Raw genomic sequence first — 16,719 nt, forward strand, 5'->3', positions numbered from 1 at the left:
ACTGTTATATTTGAGACGTCCAAAGGCAATGTTTATAGTTGTAAACTAAATCCAAGGCATTGCGCTCTAACAATGGTTGCTACTGGCGATGTATCTATAAAGATTAAAGCTGTCTTGTATGATGACGATGAGCTAATCGGTAATATTGGGTATGCCGATTCTTGCTCAACCCACACAATGAAAATTAGTTCGTTTGTAAGTAAAACATAACAAGCAAATGAACTGGGACTTAAAACTGCGGGCTCTTTTCGCTTCGCTCAAGTTTAGCCCACAATTTTAAGCCCGTTATTTGGGCGTTAACTTCTAAAACCAAATTATGCGTACTGATCTGAACCAGTAAAACTGGACACTGCATTAAGCGACATTTAATTGTTCAAATCTTTCAGGACTTAAATAGCCCAAGGCACTATGCCTTCTTTTTTTGTTGTAATCAATTTCGATGTACTCAAATATGTGCTGGCGCATGGTTTCTCGGTTCATAATCGGCTCATATTGAACCGCTTCAACTTTCATTGAATGGAAGAAGCTTTCAACACAGGCATTGTCCCAGCAGTTGCCTTTTCGACTCATGCTTTGGATTAAACAGTTCTTTTTAATCAAATCACGATAAGCGTGTGAGCAATATTGGCTACCACGATCGCTATGCACAATGACATTCTTAGGTTTGCCTCTGCGCCATAAAGCCATTTGTAAAGCATCACAGACCAGCGTTGAGGTCATACGGGTACTCATCGACCAGCCAATCACTGAGCGGGAGTATAAGTCAATGATAACGGCTAGATATAACCAGCCTTCGCTCGTCATTAGATAGGTGATATCACCCGCCCATTTCTGATTTGGCTTGTCGCTGGTAAAATTCTGTTCTAGTAAATTCGGTGCAACAGGTAACGAATGTTTACTGTCTGTCGTGACTTTAAACTTACGCCCTGCTTTGGCAACAAGCCCTTGACGCTCCATGCTGTTGGCGATGGTTTTTATGTCATGTCTATGACCTTGTTCTTCAAGCTCAGCTTGGATGCGTCTAGCACCATCTCGCTCTTTACTGTCATCAAAAATGTGCCTGACTTTTTCATCACGAACTTGCTGTGCCTGCTTTCGCTTGCTTGGCTGTTGACAAGCCTTCAACCATGAATAATACCCACTTGGCGAAACGGACAATGCACGAGTCATTCTGACAATGGAGAATGAGCCGTGATTGTCTTTAATAAACTCAAATCTGGCTACTTTTGGTTTTTCGCGAAGTAGGTGGCCGCCTTTTTTAGTATTTCTAGCTCCTCGGCTTGTTCGGCTAATTGGCGTTTTAACTTCGCATTTTCTGTGGCTAAAGAACTTTCTCGTTCAGATGTGGATGCTTTTTTTTGTGCCGAACTTCTCCATGCGTAAAGTTGAGATTCATAAATGCTAAGTTCACGTGCAGCCTGTGCTACTCCAACTTTGGCTGCTAGCTTTAGAGCTTCTTCTTTGAATTCTACTGAATAGGTTTTTCGGATTTTCTTTTGGGATGTCATTATTCACCTCTGTGAGTTATTTTACTCACTTAATGAGGTGTCCAAAACTATTGGATCAGATCAGATCCCAAACGAGGCATAGTACTTGATGAAGAACTCAATAAAATTGAATCTTTTAAAGAGTGGAATAAAAAGGCTATGTCAAAGTACAACCCTAGAAAGCGTGAAAAAAGTTAACAAGGCCAAGCACGTTCGCACCAGCAAGCTGGTGCTGGACCTCGCTACGCTCGGCCCGTGTTGGCGGCGTTAGGTTTCAAGGAGAGACATGTTAAGTCGCAATGAAAGGAATCAATTTAGGCTCGGCATCCCCGGTGTGATGTTTTTAGGCTATGCACCAGGTTTTATTAAAGGTGTAGTAGAACAAGACTTAGCTATACCTAGACGTGGCGGTTATGAATATTGGAATCATATTTATGGCTTTCCTGCTATTTTAATTAGTTCTGCTTGTTTAATTCTTTGCTTTTTTGCTCTCTTAGCGGTCTATCGCAAGTCTCGCAGTTTAGTTGGTTGGGAAGCTAAGTTGGGTATCAATCTATCATTTGCAATGTATTTAATAGGCTGCGCACTTCAGTTTACCGGAGATGCCATTTTTCCCTTATTCATTTGCATAGGGGTTAGTCTAGTTTTCATTGGCGTTTTAATGTCATGAAACCTAACAAGCAAATTAACTGGGACTTAAAATCGCGGGCTCTTTTCGCTTCGCTCAAGTTTAGCCCACAATTTTAAGCCCGTTATTTGGGCGTTAGCTATTTTCGAAGGTTCGTTTTACTATTCACTAAAAACTTATAGGGATATATATGAAAGACAGGATATTTTGGAAGTTATGGTTTTGGTTTGTCTTGGTGTTTTCAAGCTACAGAGTTTACGAATCACTCATGGAACCAGATATTACTCAACCTCAAATACCCATGGAACTGTCTGTTTTAAATTTGCTTTTACTTCCGGTGTTATTATTTGGGTTATATAGCTATGCGTATAAATATAGTTGCTATTACCTGACTAAAATTCGCTATTTTTGGGACATAACTGCTTGTCTATTTATTTTGACCAACATAACTACTCTGGCTTATGAATTCTCTGCTGGAGGATACTCCCAAGAAGAGATGATCATTATATCTATCTTAACAGCTATTTTTTTAACACCCAATTTATACGTTTTTTTTCAACTGTCTAAACAATTAAAAGGAGTTAATTATGTCGGCAACTAAAATCTTTGGTTTTCCTGTTGATGCAGCAAAAGAACTTTATAAGCTGTTTAATGATAAACAAGACGCTAATAAAAAATACAAAAAGCTACTGCCAGTTTTAAAAACTGTAATTGCTGCCCATGGAAGAAACTCGTCACAAGCTAACGATGTATTAGATTTATTATCAGGGCTAGTTCCTAACGGGGCACGGAGGAATAACTTTAAACGTCGATACGTTGATAAAAAGGATGGATGGAGATTGTTACCAGATGATCCAGAAAAAATACCTTATGGGCATTGGCATTAAATAGCTAACAAGTAGTTCAATCGGACTTGTAACGCTTGTCTCGGTTTTTGCAAAAGACGCAAAAACACAAGCCAACCATTACAAGCCGTTTAACTAAAGCGTTATATTTTCAAAAGGGTTTCGATGAAATTTCTAGTATTACTATTTGCATTACCATTCAGTGTTTTTGCTCAAGAACAGCAAATTAACCCTGAAATCTCGAAGAAAATAGAATCAATTAAAAAATACTCCCCTCTTTTAGGAGAATGGAAAGGAAAATATTTCATTAAAAGTGCGCCTGATGAGCTATTAGAAATTATGGCTAAAGATGGAAGTGATAAGGCAGGCATAGGGATCAAGATTATCCTTAAAGAGAAATCTACCGAAGTCTATTTTAAATATACATCAAAATCTGATTGGGAAATGTCTGACGCTAACATTCAAGTAGTTCCTGATAAGCTAGGTTGGCATGTTTATCTCACTAGAGAAGGTGGCAATTGGTTAGAGCGCATTTGGCTTTCTATCGCACGTACCGAAGAAAATACGGGAGCATTAACTGTTACAAGAACCGTTCATAATTGGTATAACACCCAAAATTCAGGTGCTCCAGATCATTATTATATGTTTGGTTCTGGTGAGTTAAAGAAAATATAACAAGCTGTTCAAGTGGGACTGCTAAAGTTTGGCTCGGTTTCGCTTCGCTTCACAGTTTAGCCAACATAATTTTGCCCATTAACAGGGCTACATGGACTCCCCTTTGTCAAGCACAAGCACTCTCTGACAACAAGAAAGTCTGACAGCAGCTCTACATTCGGCGTTTATTAGCATACTGCCGTAACAGCTTGTGCTATCGCCCTGATGATTTGCGCTTGAGCATGGCCTCATTCGTTAGACAGCGTCTTCTCTTTCAAGAAATGCGCTTCCCGATTAAACAGGCTTTTATGCTCTCGGTCTGACCGTGTTATCGTCAATCGCTCATGCTAAGACGCGGTGGGGTTAACCGTTAGGGTTACCTTTACAACGTCAATCTTTTCTATTTTACATAATCTATTTGGTATTCGTTTTTACTTCGCAGCAATGCCCATATCAACCGTGCATTCTTGGCCGCAAGCGCGACGGTTGCTCGTTTAAACCCTCGTCGCTCAATCAGCTCTTGTACCCATAAACTGGTTCTATCTGTTTTGTGTTTACAGTTGGCAATAACGGCTCGTGCACCGTGAATGAGTGAGGTGCGAATGTGTTTTTCGCCACGTTTAGATATTCGGCCAAGCTTCACTTGCCCACCTGTCGTGTATTGCCTAGGGACTAGCCCTATCCACGCACTAAAGGCGCGACTGGTATCAAAATCTTTTGCGTCACTCACCGTCGCAACAACCGCCGTTGCCGTGATTTCTCCAACGCCAGGTATACTCATCAAGCGTTTTGCCGCGTTCATTTGGTTCGCGAGTTGGTAGAGCTTTCGGTCATGTTTAAGAATTTGCTGGTTTAATGCTTTAATGTCTTGCCATAAGTCACTTAGTAGCTCTCTAGCGAGCAGCGGTAGACCATTGTCAGCATCTGCTAAAATACCTGTGATGGCATGTTGTGCTGGATACCGCCCTTTGGGCATGACAATGCCAAACTCAGCGAGCAAACCTCGTAGGCGATTAATCAGTGCCGTTCTATCCTTGATAGCCCCTTGGCGAATACGGTGTAAGCACAATACAGCTTGTTGCTCTTCACTTTTGATGGTGACAAAACGCGTTTTGGGGCGGGTCACCGCTTCACAAATGGCTTCAGCGTCGTTGGCATCGTTCTTTTCGTTTTGGCGATACGGGATAACGAACTTTGAAGCCATGATGCGTACTTCATGGCCAAGCTTAGTAAACTCTCTTGCCCAGTAGTGTGCACCAGAGCAAGCTTCCATACCAATGATACACGCTGGCAACTTAGCAATTTCTGCTAACAGTTTGTTTCGCTTAACGGTTTTTCGTAATTGACACTTGCCATGACTATCGACACCGTGGATACTGAAAACAGATTTGGCTAAATCGATGCCAATTGCTTTAATTAGTGACATATGGACTCTCCTCAATTGAAGCAAATAATCAACTTCACTATGGCACACTCGCTAGAGAAAGATGCCGAGCGGGGAGTCCATATCATTCGTTATGCATCCACAGGGAATCAATAAGAATGAATCAAAAATTTGTAACAAAAGATTTTATAGTTATTACCATCATTGTCAGCCTGTGGGTTAATGCCTCTGAGGTATTTAGGTACTTTATTTTTGTAAGGCCAGAAATGCATGAATATCTATCTGTTGTCCCAAATGTTGCTGATATGAATTGGGGCATTTTTGCTATTTGGGGTTTGTGGGATACATTGCTTACGGCTTTATATGTATTCTTATTTTGGTTGTGTTCTCAGGCATTCGGCAATAATACAAAGTCGGTTATTATTAGCGGCATCATGTCGTGGTGTTTTTTCTTTGTATTGTTTTGGGTTGGCATGGCAAATATGAATCTTTCAAGCTGGTCCTACCTGGTTATAGTTTTACCTTTGGCATTAATTGAAACTTTGGTTGCATCGTATATAGCATCTAAATTGTATTTGAGAAAAATGCATAACAAGTTAAGTCAGCAGGACGCGCAAACTGCGCGCGCCACTGCTTAAGGCGTTAGCTTTATAGGAGTTTAATTTGGCAACTGTGCAGATAATTAGAAAAGTAATGTCCAGTGGCTGGACTATAGAAGAGCATTTGGATCAGGAGAAAGGCTGTCACAATAAATACTATTATGGAGATAAGCCTGCACCTGCTATTCAAATGTCCGACAAGATAAGTCAACAATATGCTGCCTACACTCTTATTGACAAAGATTTAAGAAGTACAATTGCTTGGTTGGAAGAAATCGAAAGGTTAGCACCTCAAGAGTTGGATCGAGTCAAAGCACCTGAGAAAATGGATCTTATTAAGGGGCTATTTGTTGCATCATTAACTTTTTATGGCAAATGCTTTACTAAGTGCGATGGCCGCAAAGTAAAGCTGGAAGCTACACACATTCCTGAGCAACACCAAAAGACGCATGAAAAAGTTATGGCTTTAAGGCATAACTTTGCTGCTCATAGTGGAAACGAGAAATTCGAGGATGTTACCGTCAGTCTAGTTTTACATCCTGAAAAAAGCTCTAATATGAAGCCACAGCTATACACAGAACTTTCTCAGCCTGACTATATTTGTTCTAGTCATTTACCCTTCAAAGCGCTTGCCAGAGATTTGCAGAAAGCTGTCAGAGAAAAACGCGATAAAGTTGGAGAAACGGCCTTGGAGAAAGTAGTTCGCCCTAAAGGAAAAGACTATTGGTATTCTGTGGCAAAAAGCTAACAAGAGACTATGGCGTCAATAGCTATTTTTAAGCTTTTGGCGCTTCCCACATTACTCCATCTCTGAGCATCGAATTTAATATCACCACCATCTTTCTGATACAGGCAATTATCGCCACTTTTTTAGGTTTGCCTGCACCAACTAATCGTTGATAGGTATCTTTAAACACCGGATTACTTTGAATCGCTGACAGCATCGCCATATATAACACCGTGCGCACTTGGTGCCGTCCACCTTGGATTCTCCGTTGTCCTTTATAGCGGCCACTTTCTCGATTCATCGGCGCAACACCAACTAGGCTGCTCGCTTGTTTACCCGTCACATAGCCAAGCTCTGGCAAATTACTGATGATTGATGAGGCCGCTATTTTACCGATACCTGTCATGCTTTGCAGAATCGTATTTTTCTTCTGGTATTCAGGGCAAGATTCGATGAGTTCAACGAGTTTCTTTTCAATTTTTAGGATTTGATGTTTAAACGCGGTAAGTATCGGCTTGATGGTCATTGATAAGCTTTTTGGCAGAGACTGAAGGCGGTTCTTTTCCATCGTTTGCATCACAAGTAACTGATTTCTTCTGGCGACCAAATCACTCATGACTTGCATAGTGGCTGGTTTGAGTTGTGATAGTGCTGGTTTAATCACTTCCCCATAATGAGCGATAAGCTGCGCATCAAGTTTGTCTGTTTTAGCGCGCTGTCCAATCGCACCTGCAAAGCGTTTGATGTGAATAGGATTGGCGATAACAAACGGCAGTTTGCTGTTCGCACACGCCATAATAAACGGCATTTCTAACCGCCCTGTCGCTTCAATGACGATGCGTTCAACAGGGTATTGCTTGAGCTGATTTATGGCTTCTGCAATCCCTTTTTCGTCATTGGGGACGGTGAAGTAAATGTCCAAAGGACGAAGATATATATCAAGTTGGTACTTACCTGTATCTACCCCAACGTGAATCTTTTGATTGATGACTGTTTTCATAATAAGCTAACCCTTGCTTGCATAATGCGGGTTCGAGACCCAGTAGACTATTCGAGTATGTTGCTTGGAGTCTTTTACAGCGTTCGTTCTTGTTATCGGTCTCTCGATTGAGGAGCCATTAATCAATCGAACTACTGTAAAAGAAGGCCTTAGTTGCCGCTAAGGCTTGGGTCTCACTTTACCGAAAATAGTTATTTAGGTGGGTAATTATCCATACAAGAAAATTAACTGGGACTTAAAACTGCGGGCTTTTTCGCTTCGCTCAAGTTTAGCCCACAATTTTAAGCCCGTTATTTGGGCGTTACATGTCACACCAGATTCGGAGTACCGAGCAGGAATGCAAACAATAATTTACGTCATGCGCCACATAGATATTGGTGGCAATATTGAAATTCCATACAAGAAAGTTGGAATCACTGGTGCAGGCAATGCGACTTTAAGCTCAAGACTGCAACAAATCAGCAACACAAAATCTCCTATTAAAGCTCAATGCATTGCAGCGTGGGAGCACGAAGATGCCAGGGCTGTCGAAAACGCCCTTCACATGTTAATGGAAGATAGCCGAATTGAAGGAGAGTGGTTTCTTGATAAAGAAGGTACTCTTGTGGAGCGAATGCAGCCCATAATGGAGTTGATCGGCGCAAAGGAAGTTGCTATCGAACAAAGTAATGATGCTTACACACAGAGCATCATCAAAAAAGAAGTTGAGGCTAAGCAGCAGTCTGATCATATTTTAGTTGGTGAAATATCAGATTTACTTGATAAGCCTTTAAGATCCTCTTCGCGTCTGGCTGGCCCAACCTTTTTCAGTGATGAAAAACAATTAACCTACTACGTTAATGCCAGAAAATCTGGTCGGCACCATTTATCCATTGGCCGAAGCAGAAATGTTTATGAAGATATCAAGGAATTTCTTGAGTCTCACGGCTTTGATGTTGAGCAGGGTAAAAAAGGTGGTGCAAAGGTAATTGCCATTAGCACAGAAACGGTAGCCAACTTAATCAATTTAATCGAGCGTGAATTTGATCCCAAGTAAAACATGTAACAAGGCCATCAAATTCGCTCCCTTCGGTCGCCGGACGCTCGCAAGCTCGCGCCGTTTACGGCGGCGTTATGTACCACCACAATATCAAGGATGAAAATCAATCAAAGAAAGCACCCTTTTCTGAATTTGTCATCACGTTCATGTGTTTTTCGCCGTTAACATTTAGTGCTTTTTTCCAAGAACAGCTTGCGGCTCAAAATTCAGGTTTAGCGTATTGTGGTGGCCAGTTGCGGGCAGGTTCGGTACGTATACTTTCTGAGTTTGGAATTTAACCCAACCCAATGTAAAGTAAGAAAAATTACATAACAAAACAATCAAACGGACGCGTAACGCTTGGCTCGCGCTCGTGCCTCGCTTAGTTTAGCCAAGCATTACTTGCCGTTTATTGCGGCGTTAGCCGTACCATCAAATATCCAACCTTGCAATTGATTCAAAAAAGGTATAGTTTCTACTCATGTATACTTTTGAATTTGATCCTAATAAAAGCCACATTAATCTATCCAAACATGGGATAGATTTTATTGAGGCTCAAGAGCTATGGAATGATCCTGATTTAATTGAAATTCCAGCGAATACTTCAGATGAACCTAGAGCTTTAATTGTTGCTTATTATAAAGGTAAGTATTGGTCAGCTGTAGTAACTTATCGTACACCTAATGTGCGAATTATTTCTGTAAGGCGAGCAAGGAAAAATGAGGTAGATTTATATGAAAGCATCTGATTTCGATAAAAAATTTGATGATGGTGAAGACATCATAGAGCACTTAGATTTATCTAATGTTAAGCGTCCTATGCAAAAAACTAAGCGTGTGAATGTAGACTTCCCAGCATGGATGCTAGATTCACTTGATCGCGAAGCAAATCGTGTTGGTGTTACTCGCCAATCTATAATCAAGGTTTGGCTTGCGGAACGTATTGAGAATTTACATTCACATCATCTGAAACACGGCTAACAAGAGACTATGGCGTCAATAGCTATTTTTAAGCTTTTGGCGCTTCCCACATTACTCCATCTCTGAGCATCGAATTTAATATCACCACCATCTTTCTGATACAGGCAATTATCGCCACTTTTTTAGGTTTGCCTGCACCAACTAATCGTTGATAGGTATCTTTAAACACCGGATTACTTTGAATCGCTGACAGCATCGCCATATATAACACCGTGCGCACTTGGTGCCGTCCACCTTGGATTCTCCGTTGTCCTTTATAGCGGCCACTTTCTCGATTCATCGGCGCAACACCAACTAGGCTGCTCGCTTGTTTACCCGTCACATAGCCAAGCTCTGGCAAATTACTGATGATTGATGAGGCCGCTATTTTACCGATACCTGTCATGCTTTGCAGAATCGTATTTTTCTTCTGGTATTCAGGGCAAGATTCGATGAGTTCAACGAGTTTCTTTTCAATTTTTAGGATTTGATGTTTAAACGCGGTAAGTATCGGCTTGATGGTCATTGATAAGCTTTTTGGCAGAGACTGAAGGCGGTTCTTTTCCATCGTTTGCATCACAAGTAACTGATTTCTTCTGGCGACCAAATCACTCATGACTTGCATAGTGGCTGGTTTGAGTTGTGATAGTGCTGGTTTAATCACTTCCCCATAATGAGCGATAAGCTGCGCATCAAGTTTGTCTGTTTTAGCGCGCTGTCCAATCGCACCTGCAAAGCGTTTGATGTGAATAGGATTGGCGATAACAAACGGCAGTTTGCTGTTCGCACACGCCATAATAAACGGCATTTCTAACCGCCCTGTCGCTTCAATGACGATGCGTTCAACAGGGTATTGCTTGAGCTGATTTATGGCTTCTGCAATCCCTTTTTCGTCATTGGGGACGGTGAAGTAAATGTCCAAAGGACGAAGATATATATCAAGTTGGTACTTACCTGTATCTACCCCAACGTGAATCTTTTGATTGATGACTGTTTTCATAATAAGCTAACCCTTGCTTGCATAATGCGGGTTCGAGACCCAGTAGACTATTCGAGTATGTTGCTTGGAGTCTTTTACAGCGTTCGTTCTTGTTATCGGTCTCTCGATTGAGGAGCCATTAATCAATCGAACTACTGTAAAAGAAGGCCTTAGTTGCCGCTAAGGCTTGGGTCTCACTTTACCGAAAATAGTTATTTAGGTGGGTAATTATCCATACAAGTTACTCAAAAGGACGCAAAACGCTTGGCTTGCGCTCCTTCGTCGCTGATTATAGCCAAGCATTTTCCGCCTTTTAGTAAGGCGTTATGTTTTCATCCACATCCGAGACCTTATCGAACTAGCAGAATTTCTGGAATTTTCTTTGAAACAAAGTGACATCAGAACAATTAATTATCAGCTTTGGTTAGTGCTGATACTTACCAGTTTTATCCCCTTAATTTACTCTACAACACGGATTCATTTTTTGGGAACTCTCCCAAGCCCTTGGACATTTAGTATTGCAGCACAAGTTGCTTGGTTAAATGTAGGGTATGAGGTGATTAATGAAGCATTATTAATTCCACTTGCTTTTATCCTTGGCAATGTTGTAACTGATGAGCAAAGGTTTCGCGAACGAGCAAGTATTTCCCTAAGTATTATCATTGCTAGTTATCTAATTGTAACTGTATTGGTGTTGTTGTTTGCCTCATCTTTGGTCAAGGCAATGCAACAGCAAACAGAGTTATTTGTTAACACAGTTCATTATATCCGACTGGAATCCATCGCTATCTTTTTGTCTAGTATCTACTCATTTTTATCATTGGTTCTGGTCTTAAAAAATGAAAAGAAGGCACTTTATAAATTGTTGGTAGTACAAATGATATTGACAGTATTATGTGACAGTGTGTTTGTTAGTCAGTTGCCTGTTTCTTTTGAACTCGGTGTAGATGGCGTTGCAATTAGCAATACTGTTGTTAACTCAATCCTTGCAGCTGTCGCTATTACTTACCTTACAAACTCAGGAGTTAATTTCAAATTTGAACGAAGTATGTGGAGCCAGACGCAATGGTTGAAAGAATGGTTGGCAATTGGTTGGAAGTCTGGCCTTGAGTCGTTTGTTCGCAACGCAGCATTTATAGTCATGGTCTTGCAATTGATTAATCAAGTGCAACAAGCTGGAACATTTTGGCTGACTAATCAGTTTATCTGGGGGTGGTTACTACTTCCTGTGCTAGCTCTCGGGCAGCTAGTAAAGCAAGATGCTGCAACAAACAAAGGGCTATCAACTATTCGGGTTAATAGCTATTTATGGATAACAGTAGGAATAACCGTTATTTGGGCTACTTCAGTACCAGTCTGGGATGGTTTTATATCAAATATCATGGGGATTGCTGAACCTTCTAAAATTATAGAGCTAGTATGGCTGTTACTCGGCTTTTACGTTGTGTTCAGCTTTAATAATGTCATAGATAGCTATTTTTACGGAATTGGGCGCACAGATCTCATGCTTTATCAATCCTTGATCGTCAATAGCATTTTTTATGGCGGCGCATTTATATGCTATCAAGTAGGTGTATTTGTACCAACACTTGAAACTATCGCTATGATGTTCGGGTTAGGGATAACAGTAGACGCGATCATTACTTGGGGTCTGTATCGTATGCTTAGAAATAAATTAGACTTAACGCAAGACCCGTTGATTGCGGGCAGTGATGTTTAAAATAGACCGCCAGTAGGCAAAAACATAACAAGTTGCTCAAAAGGACAAAAAACTGTTGGCTCGCCTCACTTCGTTCGGTATTGTAGCCAAACAGTTTTTTGCCGTTTAGCAAAGCGTTAGCCACTTAGGATGATCCTGAAATCCTTTTTAAAATATGTATTTACTAGGTTTTAGTAAACAGATACTATCGGAATATCAATATGTTTAATGACAGGGAATGTATGAACTTATTTAGTAAGATTTTATTTTTGACTATAACGCTTTTCGCTCACCAAGCTGATGCTTTAACAATACAACAAGATAATTTTATTTATACACAAGCTGATAAGTGGAAAAATATTATAGGGCTTTCACAAGGTGGCTTTATACTTAAAAAAGACTCTCAAATTATGACATTTGAATCTTGGAAAATGAGAGAGTTATTAGGAAAGCACAAAGAATACGTCAAAAGCCTTAACAGTAATCAACCCTTATATGGTGTTGAAGATTTTATTTTTTGTTCTTTAGGTGAGAAATGTATTGATGACTCTTTAAAACGTCATCTTATGCACGTTATCCCTCCAAATAAAGATGACATTAGCCTAGGTGATTCATGTGCAAGCAAAGAAGTCAAATGCGTAGTTTTCAATACTGAAATAGATGAATACACATTTGAAGCATATATTTACAGCCATACCAATGAAAATTATTTTATTCGTATATTAACCAATATTGACTCTAAAACAATTTTTTTAAACCATCTAAACCAAATCGAATTGGATCCAAAATAACTAACGAGGGAATGTAAGAATGACAAAGGAAGATATTAAAAGTGCCAATGCACTTATTGCAGCTTTTTATGGTGATAAATTTAACTCTGGTACACCAAATGAGAAAACAACAAAAGTTCTAGCCACTATGGTAAGAGAAACAGGAAACTGTAATAAGAGCATCTCTAAGTTACTCAATTCACTCTCGTCTACAACTGGCGCAAGCGGGGCTTTAAAAATTGTTAGAGCTGCTGCAAAGTTAGCTAAAAGTGATAAAAAATCTTTCGAGATGTGTAATGCTGTGGTGAAAAGTAAGTACAGATCTGTTCTAGAAATAACAATGATATGAGTAATATGCCTAGTTTTTGATAGGAAATACCCTTATATTCATACATTTATTAACCTTCGGTAAGATTTTTTATCGAAGGTTTTTTATATTTCTGCTTAATTGTGGCTAACAAGAAAATTAAATCGGACTAAAAACGCTTGGCTTGGTTCGCTGCGCTCCCTATGATAGCCAAGCATTTTTAGCCGTTTATTTAAGCGTTAGCGAGGGCGTTCAGAATTCTGTGTCAGCCTAAATTGCTAAATATCTAGCACGCCATCTAATCGCCCCTCGAAGTGGATGGCTAATTGCGACAATGTCAGGTTCCAACTGTGGATTGGCATTGTCCATTTCTTCGAAGCGTTCAATATGCCCGCATACAATAATTTCATCAAGCTATTTTCGTTCGGGAAAGCGCCTTTCGTTTTGGTCAATTTCCTAAACTGGCGGTGCACTGCCTCGATAGCATTGGTGGTGTAAATAGCTTTGCGCACGTAGTCTGGATACTTGAAGTAAACCGACAAGTTAGCCCATTTTCTGCGCCAAGACTCAATCACGATGGGATATAGCTTGCCCCATTTAGCATCTAATTCGTCTAAGGCTGCTTCTGCGGCATCTTTGGTCGTTGCACGGTAAACAGGCTTTAAGTCCGCCATAAATGCTTTCTGGTGCTTTGAAGCAACATACTTCATCGAGTTACGAATTTGATGAATAACGCACTGTTGAACCTCTGTTTCAGGATAGATAGTACCAATGGCCTCAGGAAAGCCTTTAAGTCCATCAACACAAGCAATTAAAATATCGGATACGCCGCGATTGTGTAAATCGGTGAGCACTGATAGCCAGTAGTTAGCGCCTTCGCTTTCTGAGACGTATAAGCCAAGTAACTCTTTGCGACCTTCGATATTTATGCCGAGTACGGTGTAAACAGCTTTGCTAACATAACGGCCACTTTCCTTGATTTTATAGTGAATAGCATCAAGCCAGATAAACGGGTACAGCGTATCAAGGCTACGTGATTGCCACGCTTTTAGCTCTGGTATGAGCTGGTCTGTAACGCCTGTTATCGTGGCTTCTGAGATTTCAATGCCGTACATTTCCTGAACATGGCTGCGAATATCACGATAGCTCATGCCTAACGCAAACATGGATAGGATTTTATGGTCAATCTCAGCGGTTAGCTTAGTTTGATTTTTCTTAACGAGTTGAGGTTCAAATGAGCCAGTACGGTCTCTTGGGGTTTCAAGCTCAAACTGGCCTACGGAGGATTTAACCGTTTTCTTGCTTGTACCGTTCTTACGGTTAGGTTGTTGCTCTGAGTCTAGGTGTTGCTCTAGCTCGGCTTTGAGTGCAGCTTCTGTTAATTGTTTAATGAGTGGCGTTAAAACACCATCTTCACCCGTTAACCCTTTACCTGATTGAAGTTCTGCTAATGCTTTGTTGAAGTCGAAAGATTGAGTCATGTGTCATTCCTATTTTCTTAATATTACTGAAATGACACAGATTTCTAAACACTACCGCGTTACTGTTTTGTATATTTCAGGCTATTTTCAAATAAAAATATCAATTTTTTTGGTTCATCGCGGCTTTCCGGGGAAAGCTGCTTTTATCTTTAAAAAGAAATATTCTATATCTCGGTATCCATACGCCATTCGCTTAATCAGTTTGATTTTATTGTTCATGCCTTCCAAGGTACATGTGTTCATCCGATAGATTGCTGAAGAAGTGATGCCATGCAGGTATGGTTTGAGCCTTTGAGCAAAGGCAATCAATGGTTTAATGCCACTTTCAATGACTTGTTGCCACCAGCATTGCCAGAGATTTTTGGCTTGCTCTTCATCCTCGCAATACCAAAGTTCTTTGAGTTGCTCACCTAATAGATACACCACCATTAAGTCTCGGTTCATGCTGAGCAGTTCATCTAGGTATCCTTGCTGATGAGTATTTAAGTTATCTCGGTTCTTAAGTAAAACCCAACGAGAGCGTTTAACCCAACGCCTGGCCTGCTTGTCATGCTTGAGCTGGTTGGCTTGGTCAACGCGAACGCGATCAACAACCTCGCGACCGTATTTAGCCACGACATGAAAAAGGTCGTAAACGATGCGAGCCTGTGGGCAGTGTTGCTTAACTTCCAAGTCGAAGGCCGTGTTCATGTCCATTGCAACAGCTTCAATTTGCTGGCAATGCTCACCAAGTGACTCAAAGAACGGGCGAATATGCTGCCTTGCTCTACCAACGCCAATCCAGAGCACTTGGTAAGTGTCCGCGTCTGCGATGACTGTGGCGTATCGATGACCTTTAAACAGGGCAAATTCGTCCATGACTAAGCGTTTTACGCGCGACCAATTCGGCGCTTTAACTTGTTGTGCAAGCCGCGCTTTATCAATTTGTTTGATGGTATGCCAATGAAGTCCTGTCACCTCTGAGATATGCTTGATAGGTAGGATTGGCAATAACCCTTCGACGTAACTTTGAAGTCGTTTGGTTATCCGGGCGAATGGCTCTAGCCAACGAATTGATTCCGTAACAACACCGCAGTTTGGGCAGACAATTCGCCGTGTCTTAACAGCTAAGCTCACCTTACGACCCAGCATCGTAGCATCTTGGATATTACGCCAAGACGAATCGTGAATACTGTTAGTTAATTGACCACAACGGCATCGACCTGAGCTGTTAGGCTCTAACGTGAAGTGAATGGATGTAGGATTGGTTTCAATATTTGTGACATGAAACCCTTCCCAAAACTGGGCAAGAAAAGTAAGCTCTGACATAGAAACGGTAGTTTGGGTGTTGTTTTTGTTTTGGCGAACTAAACATTACCTTTACTACCGTTTTCATTTCTAGTCCCGCTAATATGCGAAGAACCATTTTTTTTTCATCCGTTAATAGCCTAGCAGCGCTTTCTTGATATAAGTCAAAAGTATCATCTGACATAAATCTATCAAACGTATTAATTATTTCTTTCATGTAAGAGGCAGCTACACTATAATCTTGGCGTTTAGGATATTCTATAGTGAGCTTATCCAACTTCTCTGAGCTGTTAGCAAAATACTCCATAATATCAATTTTTTTATCAGGGTCAACGTCACCACCACCATAAGAAAGGATCTCAAGTTTAGACTCTAAATTTAGCATATCTTCTCTTTTTTTCGATATGATTGGATTACCATACCTACCTAATCTAACTGGCTCATCACTACCGTATTTTTGTGTATATTCCCACTGCATATCATTCACATTTTTAACAATATTATGAAGTTCGTTTGTACTCATATTAGTAAAGTCTAAATCTTCTTTTTTAAATATTTGTTCATAAGCACTCCCCTCAATTAATGATAAATCAAAGGGTTTATTATCTCTTTTTTCCTTCGGGTAGGGATCTGTGGTGCTTAATTTAGTTTTTTGTTCAGAAAGATTTTTGAGGTTTTCGCCATCCGTTTTTACAAAAACAGCAGTCTTATTTTCAAATTGGCTATGTGATGAGTTAGTATTAATTTTCATAAAATCCTTTTTAAATTAAATCTAAGTAAACTACTGTTTTACTTTTATCGACATTACTCGATAAAACTTGAGCTTTTATAGTAAACTAAGTCATTATCTAAATGGCCCATGGGATTAATACCCCATGAATCATTTAGATGTATT

The 16,719-nt window shown here is 40.3% G+C and carries 19 protein-coding genes; 12 read left to right on the forward strand and 7 right to left on the reverse strand.

Features of this window, described 5'->3' with window-relative positions; translation table 11 throughout:
• Nucleotides 1-354: 354 nt before the first annotated feature.
• Nucleotides 355-1,508 (reverse strand): IS3 family transposase gene (locus DXX93_RS11140; RefSeq protein WP_116006826.1). Its coding sequence is split into 2 segments (ribosomal slippage): nt 355-1,262 and nt 1,262-1,508, totalling 1,155 coding nucleotides; the frame shifts between segments, so codons are not numbered across the junction.
• A 265-nt stretch (nt 1,509-1,773) separates the two neighbouring features.
• Between DXX93_RS11140 and DXX93_RS11145 the strand changes: the two genes are divergently transcribed.
• The 3 genes from DXX93_RS11145 (at nt 1,774) to DXX93_RS11160 (ending at nt 3,635) form a co-directional block, all read left to right on the forward strand.
• The gene (locus tag DXX93_RS11145; protein WP_116008157.1) at nt 1,774-2,157 is read left to right on the forward strand and encodes a hypothetical protein; all 384 of its coding nucleotides are present in this window, start codon (nt 1,774-1,776) and stop codon (nt 2,155-2,157) included.
• Between the two features lie 545 nt (nt 2,158-2,702).
• Nucleotides 2,703-3,002, forward strand: coding sequence for a hypothetical protein (locus tag DXX93_RS11155; RefSeq protein WP_116008159.1), 300 nt, complete (start codon nt 2,703-2,705; stop codon nt 3,000-3,002).
• 123 nt (nt 3,003-3,125) lie between these two features.
• A complete protein-coding gene (locus DXX93_RS11160; protein ID WP_116008160.1) occupies nt 3,126-3,635 on the forward strand; it encodes a hypothetical protein in 510 nt (169 codons plus the stop codon).
• A 379-nt stretch (nt 3,636-4,014) separates the two neighbouring features.
• On the opposite strand, the gene DXX93_RS11165 is transcribed toward DXX93_RS11160, so the two are convergent.
• On the reverse strand, nt 4,015-5,040 hold the full coding sequence (locus tag DXX93_RS11165) for an IS110 family transposase (RefSeq protein ID WP_116008161.1): 1,026 nt from the start codon (nt 5,038-5,040) through the stop codon (nt 4,015-4,017).
• A gap of 116 nt (nt 5,041-5,156) precedes the next feature.
• Between DXX93_RS11165 and DXX93_RS11170 the strand changes: the two genes are divergently transcribed.
• A complete protein-coding gene (locus tag DXX93_RS11170) occupies nt 5,157-5,636 on the forward strand; it encodes a hypothetical protein (protein WP_116008162.1) in 480 nt (159 codons plus the stop codon).
• Between the two features lie 25 nt (nt 5,637-5,661).
• Entirely contained in the window at nt 5,662-6,345 is a 684-nt protein-coding gene (locus tag DXX93_RS11175; RefSeq protein ID WP_116008163.1) for a hypothetical protein, read from the forward strand.
• A 28-nt stretch (nt 6,346-6,373) separates the two neighbouring features.
• On the opposite strand, the gene DXX93_RS11180 is transcribed toward DXX93_RS11175, so the two are convergent.
• Nucleotides 6,374-7,324 (reverse strand): IS110 family transposase, encoded by a 951-nt coding sequence (locus DXX93_RS11180; RefSeq protein ID WP_116007788.1) that lies wholly within the window; start codon nt 7,322-7,324, stop codon nt 6,374-6,376.
• Between the two features lie 199 nt (nt 7,325-7,523).
• On the opposite strand from DXX93_RS11180, the gene DXX93_RS11185 reads away from it, so the two are divergent.
• From DXX93_RS11185 to brnA, 4 genes are all read left to right on the forward strand, one after another.
• A complete protein-coding gene (locus DXX93_RS11185) occupies nt 7,524-8,360 on the forward strand; it encodes a GIY-YIG nuclease family protein (RefSeq protein ID WP_220347568.1) in 837 nt (278 codons plus the stop codon).
• Nucleotides 8,361-8,437: 77 nt separating this feature from the next.
• On the forward strand, nt 8,438-8,641 hold the full coding sequence (locus DXX93_RS11190; RefSeq protein WP_116008165.1) for a hypothetical protein: 204 nt from the start codon (nt 8,438-8,440) through the stop codon (nt 8,639-8,641).
• A gap of 182 nt (nt 8,642-8,823) precedes the next feature.
• A complete protein-coding gene (locus DXX93_RS11195) occupies nt 8,824-9,090 on the forward strand; it encodes a BrnT family toxin (RefSeq protein WP_116008166.1) in 267 nt (88 codons plus the stop codon).
• On the forward strand, nt 9,077-9,322 hold the full coding sequence (brnA, locus tag DXX93_RS11200) for a type II toxin-antitoxin system BrnA family antitoxin (RefSeq protein WP_116008167.1): 246 nt from the start codon (nt 9,077-9,079) through the stop codon (nt 9,320-9,322). The genes DXX93_RS11195 and brnA overlap by 14 nt, the downstream gene beginning before the upstream one ends.
• Nucleotides 9,323-9,350: 28 nt before the next feature.
• On the opposite strand, the gene DXX93_RS11205 is transcribed toward brnA, so the two are convergent.
• The gene (locus DXX93_RS11205) at nt 9,351-10,301 is read right to left on the reverse strand and encodes an IS110 family transposase (protein WP_116007788.1); all 951 of its coding nucleotides are present in this window, start codon (nt 10,299-10,301) and stop codon (nt 9,351-9,353) included.
• A gap of 361 nt (nt 10,302-10,662) precedes the next feature.
• Here DXX93_RS11205 and DXX93_RS11210 point away from each other — a divergent pair, with 361 nt between their 5' ends.
• The 3 genes from DXX93_RS11210 to DXX93_RS11220 all read left to right on the forward strand — a co-directional run bounded on the left by DXX93_RS11210 (nt 10,663) and on the right by DXX93_RS11220 (nt 13,098).
• Complete coding sequence (locus DXX93_RS11210; RefSeq protein WP_116008168.1) at nt 10,663-12,000, forward strand: MATE family Na+-driven efflux transporter; 1,338 nt, start codon at nt 10,663-10,665, stop codon at nt 11,998-12,000.
• Between the two features lie 221 nt (nt 12,001-12,221).
• Entirely contained in the window at nt 12,222-12,770 is a 549-nt protein-coding gene (locus DXX93_RS11215; RefSeq protein ID WP_116008169.1) for a hypothetical protein, read from the forward strand.
• A 19-nt stretch (nt 12,771-12,789) separates the two neighbouring features.
• A complete protein-coding gene (locus DXX93_RS11220) occupies nt 12,790-13,098 on the forward strand; it encodes a hypothetical protein (protein ID WP_116008170.1) in 309 nt (102 codons plus the stop codon).
• Nucleotides 13,099-13,334: 236 nt separating this feature from the next.
• On the opposite strand, the gene DXX93_RS11225 is transcribed toward DXX93_RS11220, so the two are convergent.
• The 3 genes from DXX93_RS11225 to DXX93_RS11235 all read right to left on the reverse strand — a co-directional run bounded on the left by DXX93_RS11225 (nt 13,335) and on the right by DXX93_RS11235 (nt 16,575).
• Entirely contained in the window at nt 13,335-14,537 is a 1,203-nt protein-coding gene (locus DXX93_RS11225) for an IS256 family transposase (RefSeq protein ID WP_116006715.1), read from the reverse strand.
• A gap of 114 nt (nt 14,538-14,651) precedes the next feature.
• Nucleotides 14,652-15,845 (reverse strand): ISL3 family transposase, encoded by a 1,194-nt coding sequence (locus DXX93_RS11230; protein ID WP_116006470.1) that lies wholly within the window; start codon nt 15,843-15,845, stop codon nt 14,652-14,654.
• Complete coding sequence (locus DXX93_RS11235; RefSeq protein WP_116008171.1) at nt 15,787-16,575, reverse strand: hypothetical protein; 789 nt, start codon at nt 16,573-16,575, stop codon at nt 15,787-15,789. Before DXX93_RS11235 ends, DXX93_RS11230 begins: the two co-directional genes overlap by 59 nt.
• Nucleotides 16,576-16,719 lie beyond the last annotated feature (144 nt).

Source organism: Thalassotalea euphylliae (genome assembly GCF_003390335.1).
Lineage (GTDB): Bacteria > Pseudomonadota > Gammaproteobacteria > Enterobacterales > Alteromonadaceae > Thalassotalea_F > Thalassotalea_F euphylliae_B.

What these genes read in the sequence shown, in the direction of transcription:
- DXX93_RS11180 (WP_116007788.1), bottom strand. Translation starts at nt 7,324, where the DNA reads ATGAAAACAGTCATCAATCAAAAGATTCACGTTGGGGTAGATACAGGT.
- brnA (WP_116008167.1), top strand. Translation starts at nt 9,077, where the DNA reads ATGAAAGCATCTGATTTCGATAAAAAATTTGATGATGGTGAAGACATC.
- DXX93_RS11235 (WP_116008171.1), bottom strand. Translation starts at nt 16,575, where the DNA reads ATGAAAATTAATACTAACTCATCACATAGCCAATTTGAAAATAAGACT.
- DXX93_RS11145 (WP_116008157.1), top strand. Translation starts at nt 1,774, where the DNA reads ATGTTAAGTCGCAATGAAAGGAATCAATTTAGGCTCGGCATCCCCGGT.
- DXX93_RS11155 (WP_116008159.1), top strand. Translation starts at nt 2,703, where the DNA reads ATGTCGGCAACTAAAATCTTTGGTTTTCCTGTTGATGCAGCAAAAGAA.
- DXX93_RS11195 (WP_116008166.1), top strand. Translation starts at nt 8,824, where the DNA reads ATGTATACTTTTGAATTTGATCCTAATAAAAGCCACATTAATCTATCC.
- DXX93_RS11205 (WP_116007788.1), bottom strand. Translation starts at nt 10,301, where the DNA reads ATGAAAACAGTCATCAATCAAAAGATTCACGTTGGGGTAGATACAGGT.
- DXX93_RS11220 (WP_116008170.1), top strand. Translation starts at nt 12,790, where the DNA reads ATGACAAAGGAAGATATTAAAAGTGCCAATGCACTTATTGCAGCTTTT.
- DXX93_RS11165 (WP_116008161.1), bottom strand. Translation starts at nt 5,040, where the DNA reads ATGTCACTAATTAAAGCAATTGGCATCGATTTAGCCAAATCTGTTTTC.
- DXX93_RS11190 (WP_116008165.1), top strand. Translation starts at nt 8,438, where the DNA reads ATGTACCACCACAATATCAAGGATGAAAATCAATCAAAGAAAGCACCC.
- DXX93_RS11230 (WP_116006470.1), bottom strand. Translation starts at nt 15,845, where the DNA reads ATGTCAGAGCTTACTTTTCTTGCCCAGTTTTGGGAAGGGTTTCATGTC.
- DXX93_RS11160 (WP_116008160.1), top strand. Translation starts at nt 3,126, where the DNA reads ATGAAATTTCTAGTATTACTATTTGCATTACCATTCAGTGTTTTTGCT.
- DXX93_RS11225 (WP_116006715.1), bottom strand. Translation starts at nt 14,537, where the DNA reads ATGACTCAATCTTTCGACTTCAACAAAGCATTAGCAGAACTTCAATCA.
- DXX93_RS11215 (WP_116008169.1), top strand. Translation starts at nt 12,222, where the DNA reads ATGAACTTATTTAGTAAGATTTTATTTTTGACTATAACGCTTTTCGCT.
- DXX93_RS11170 (WP_116008162.1), top strand. Translation starts at nt 5,157, where the DNA reads ATGAATCAAAAATTTGTAACAAAAGATTTTATAGTTATTACCATCATT.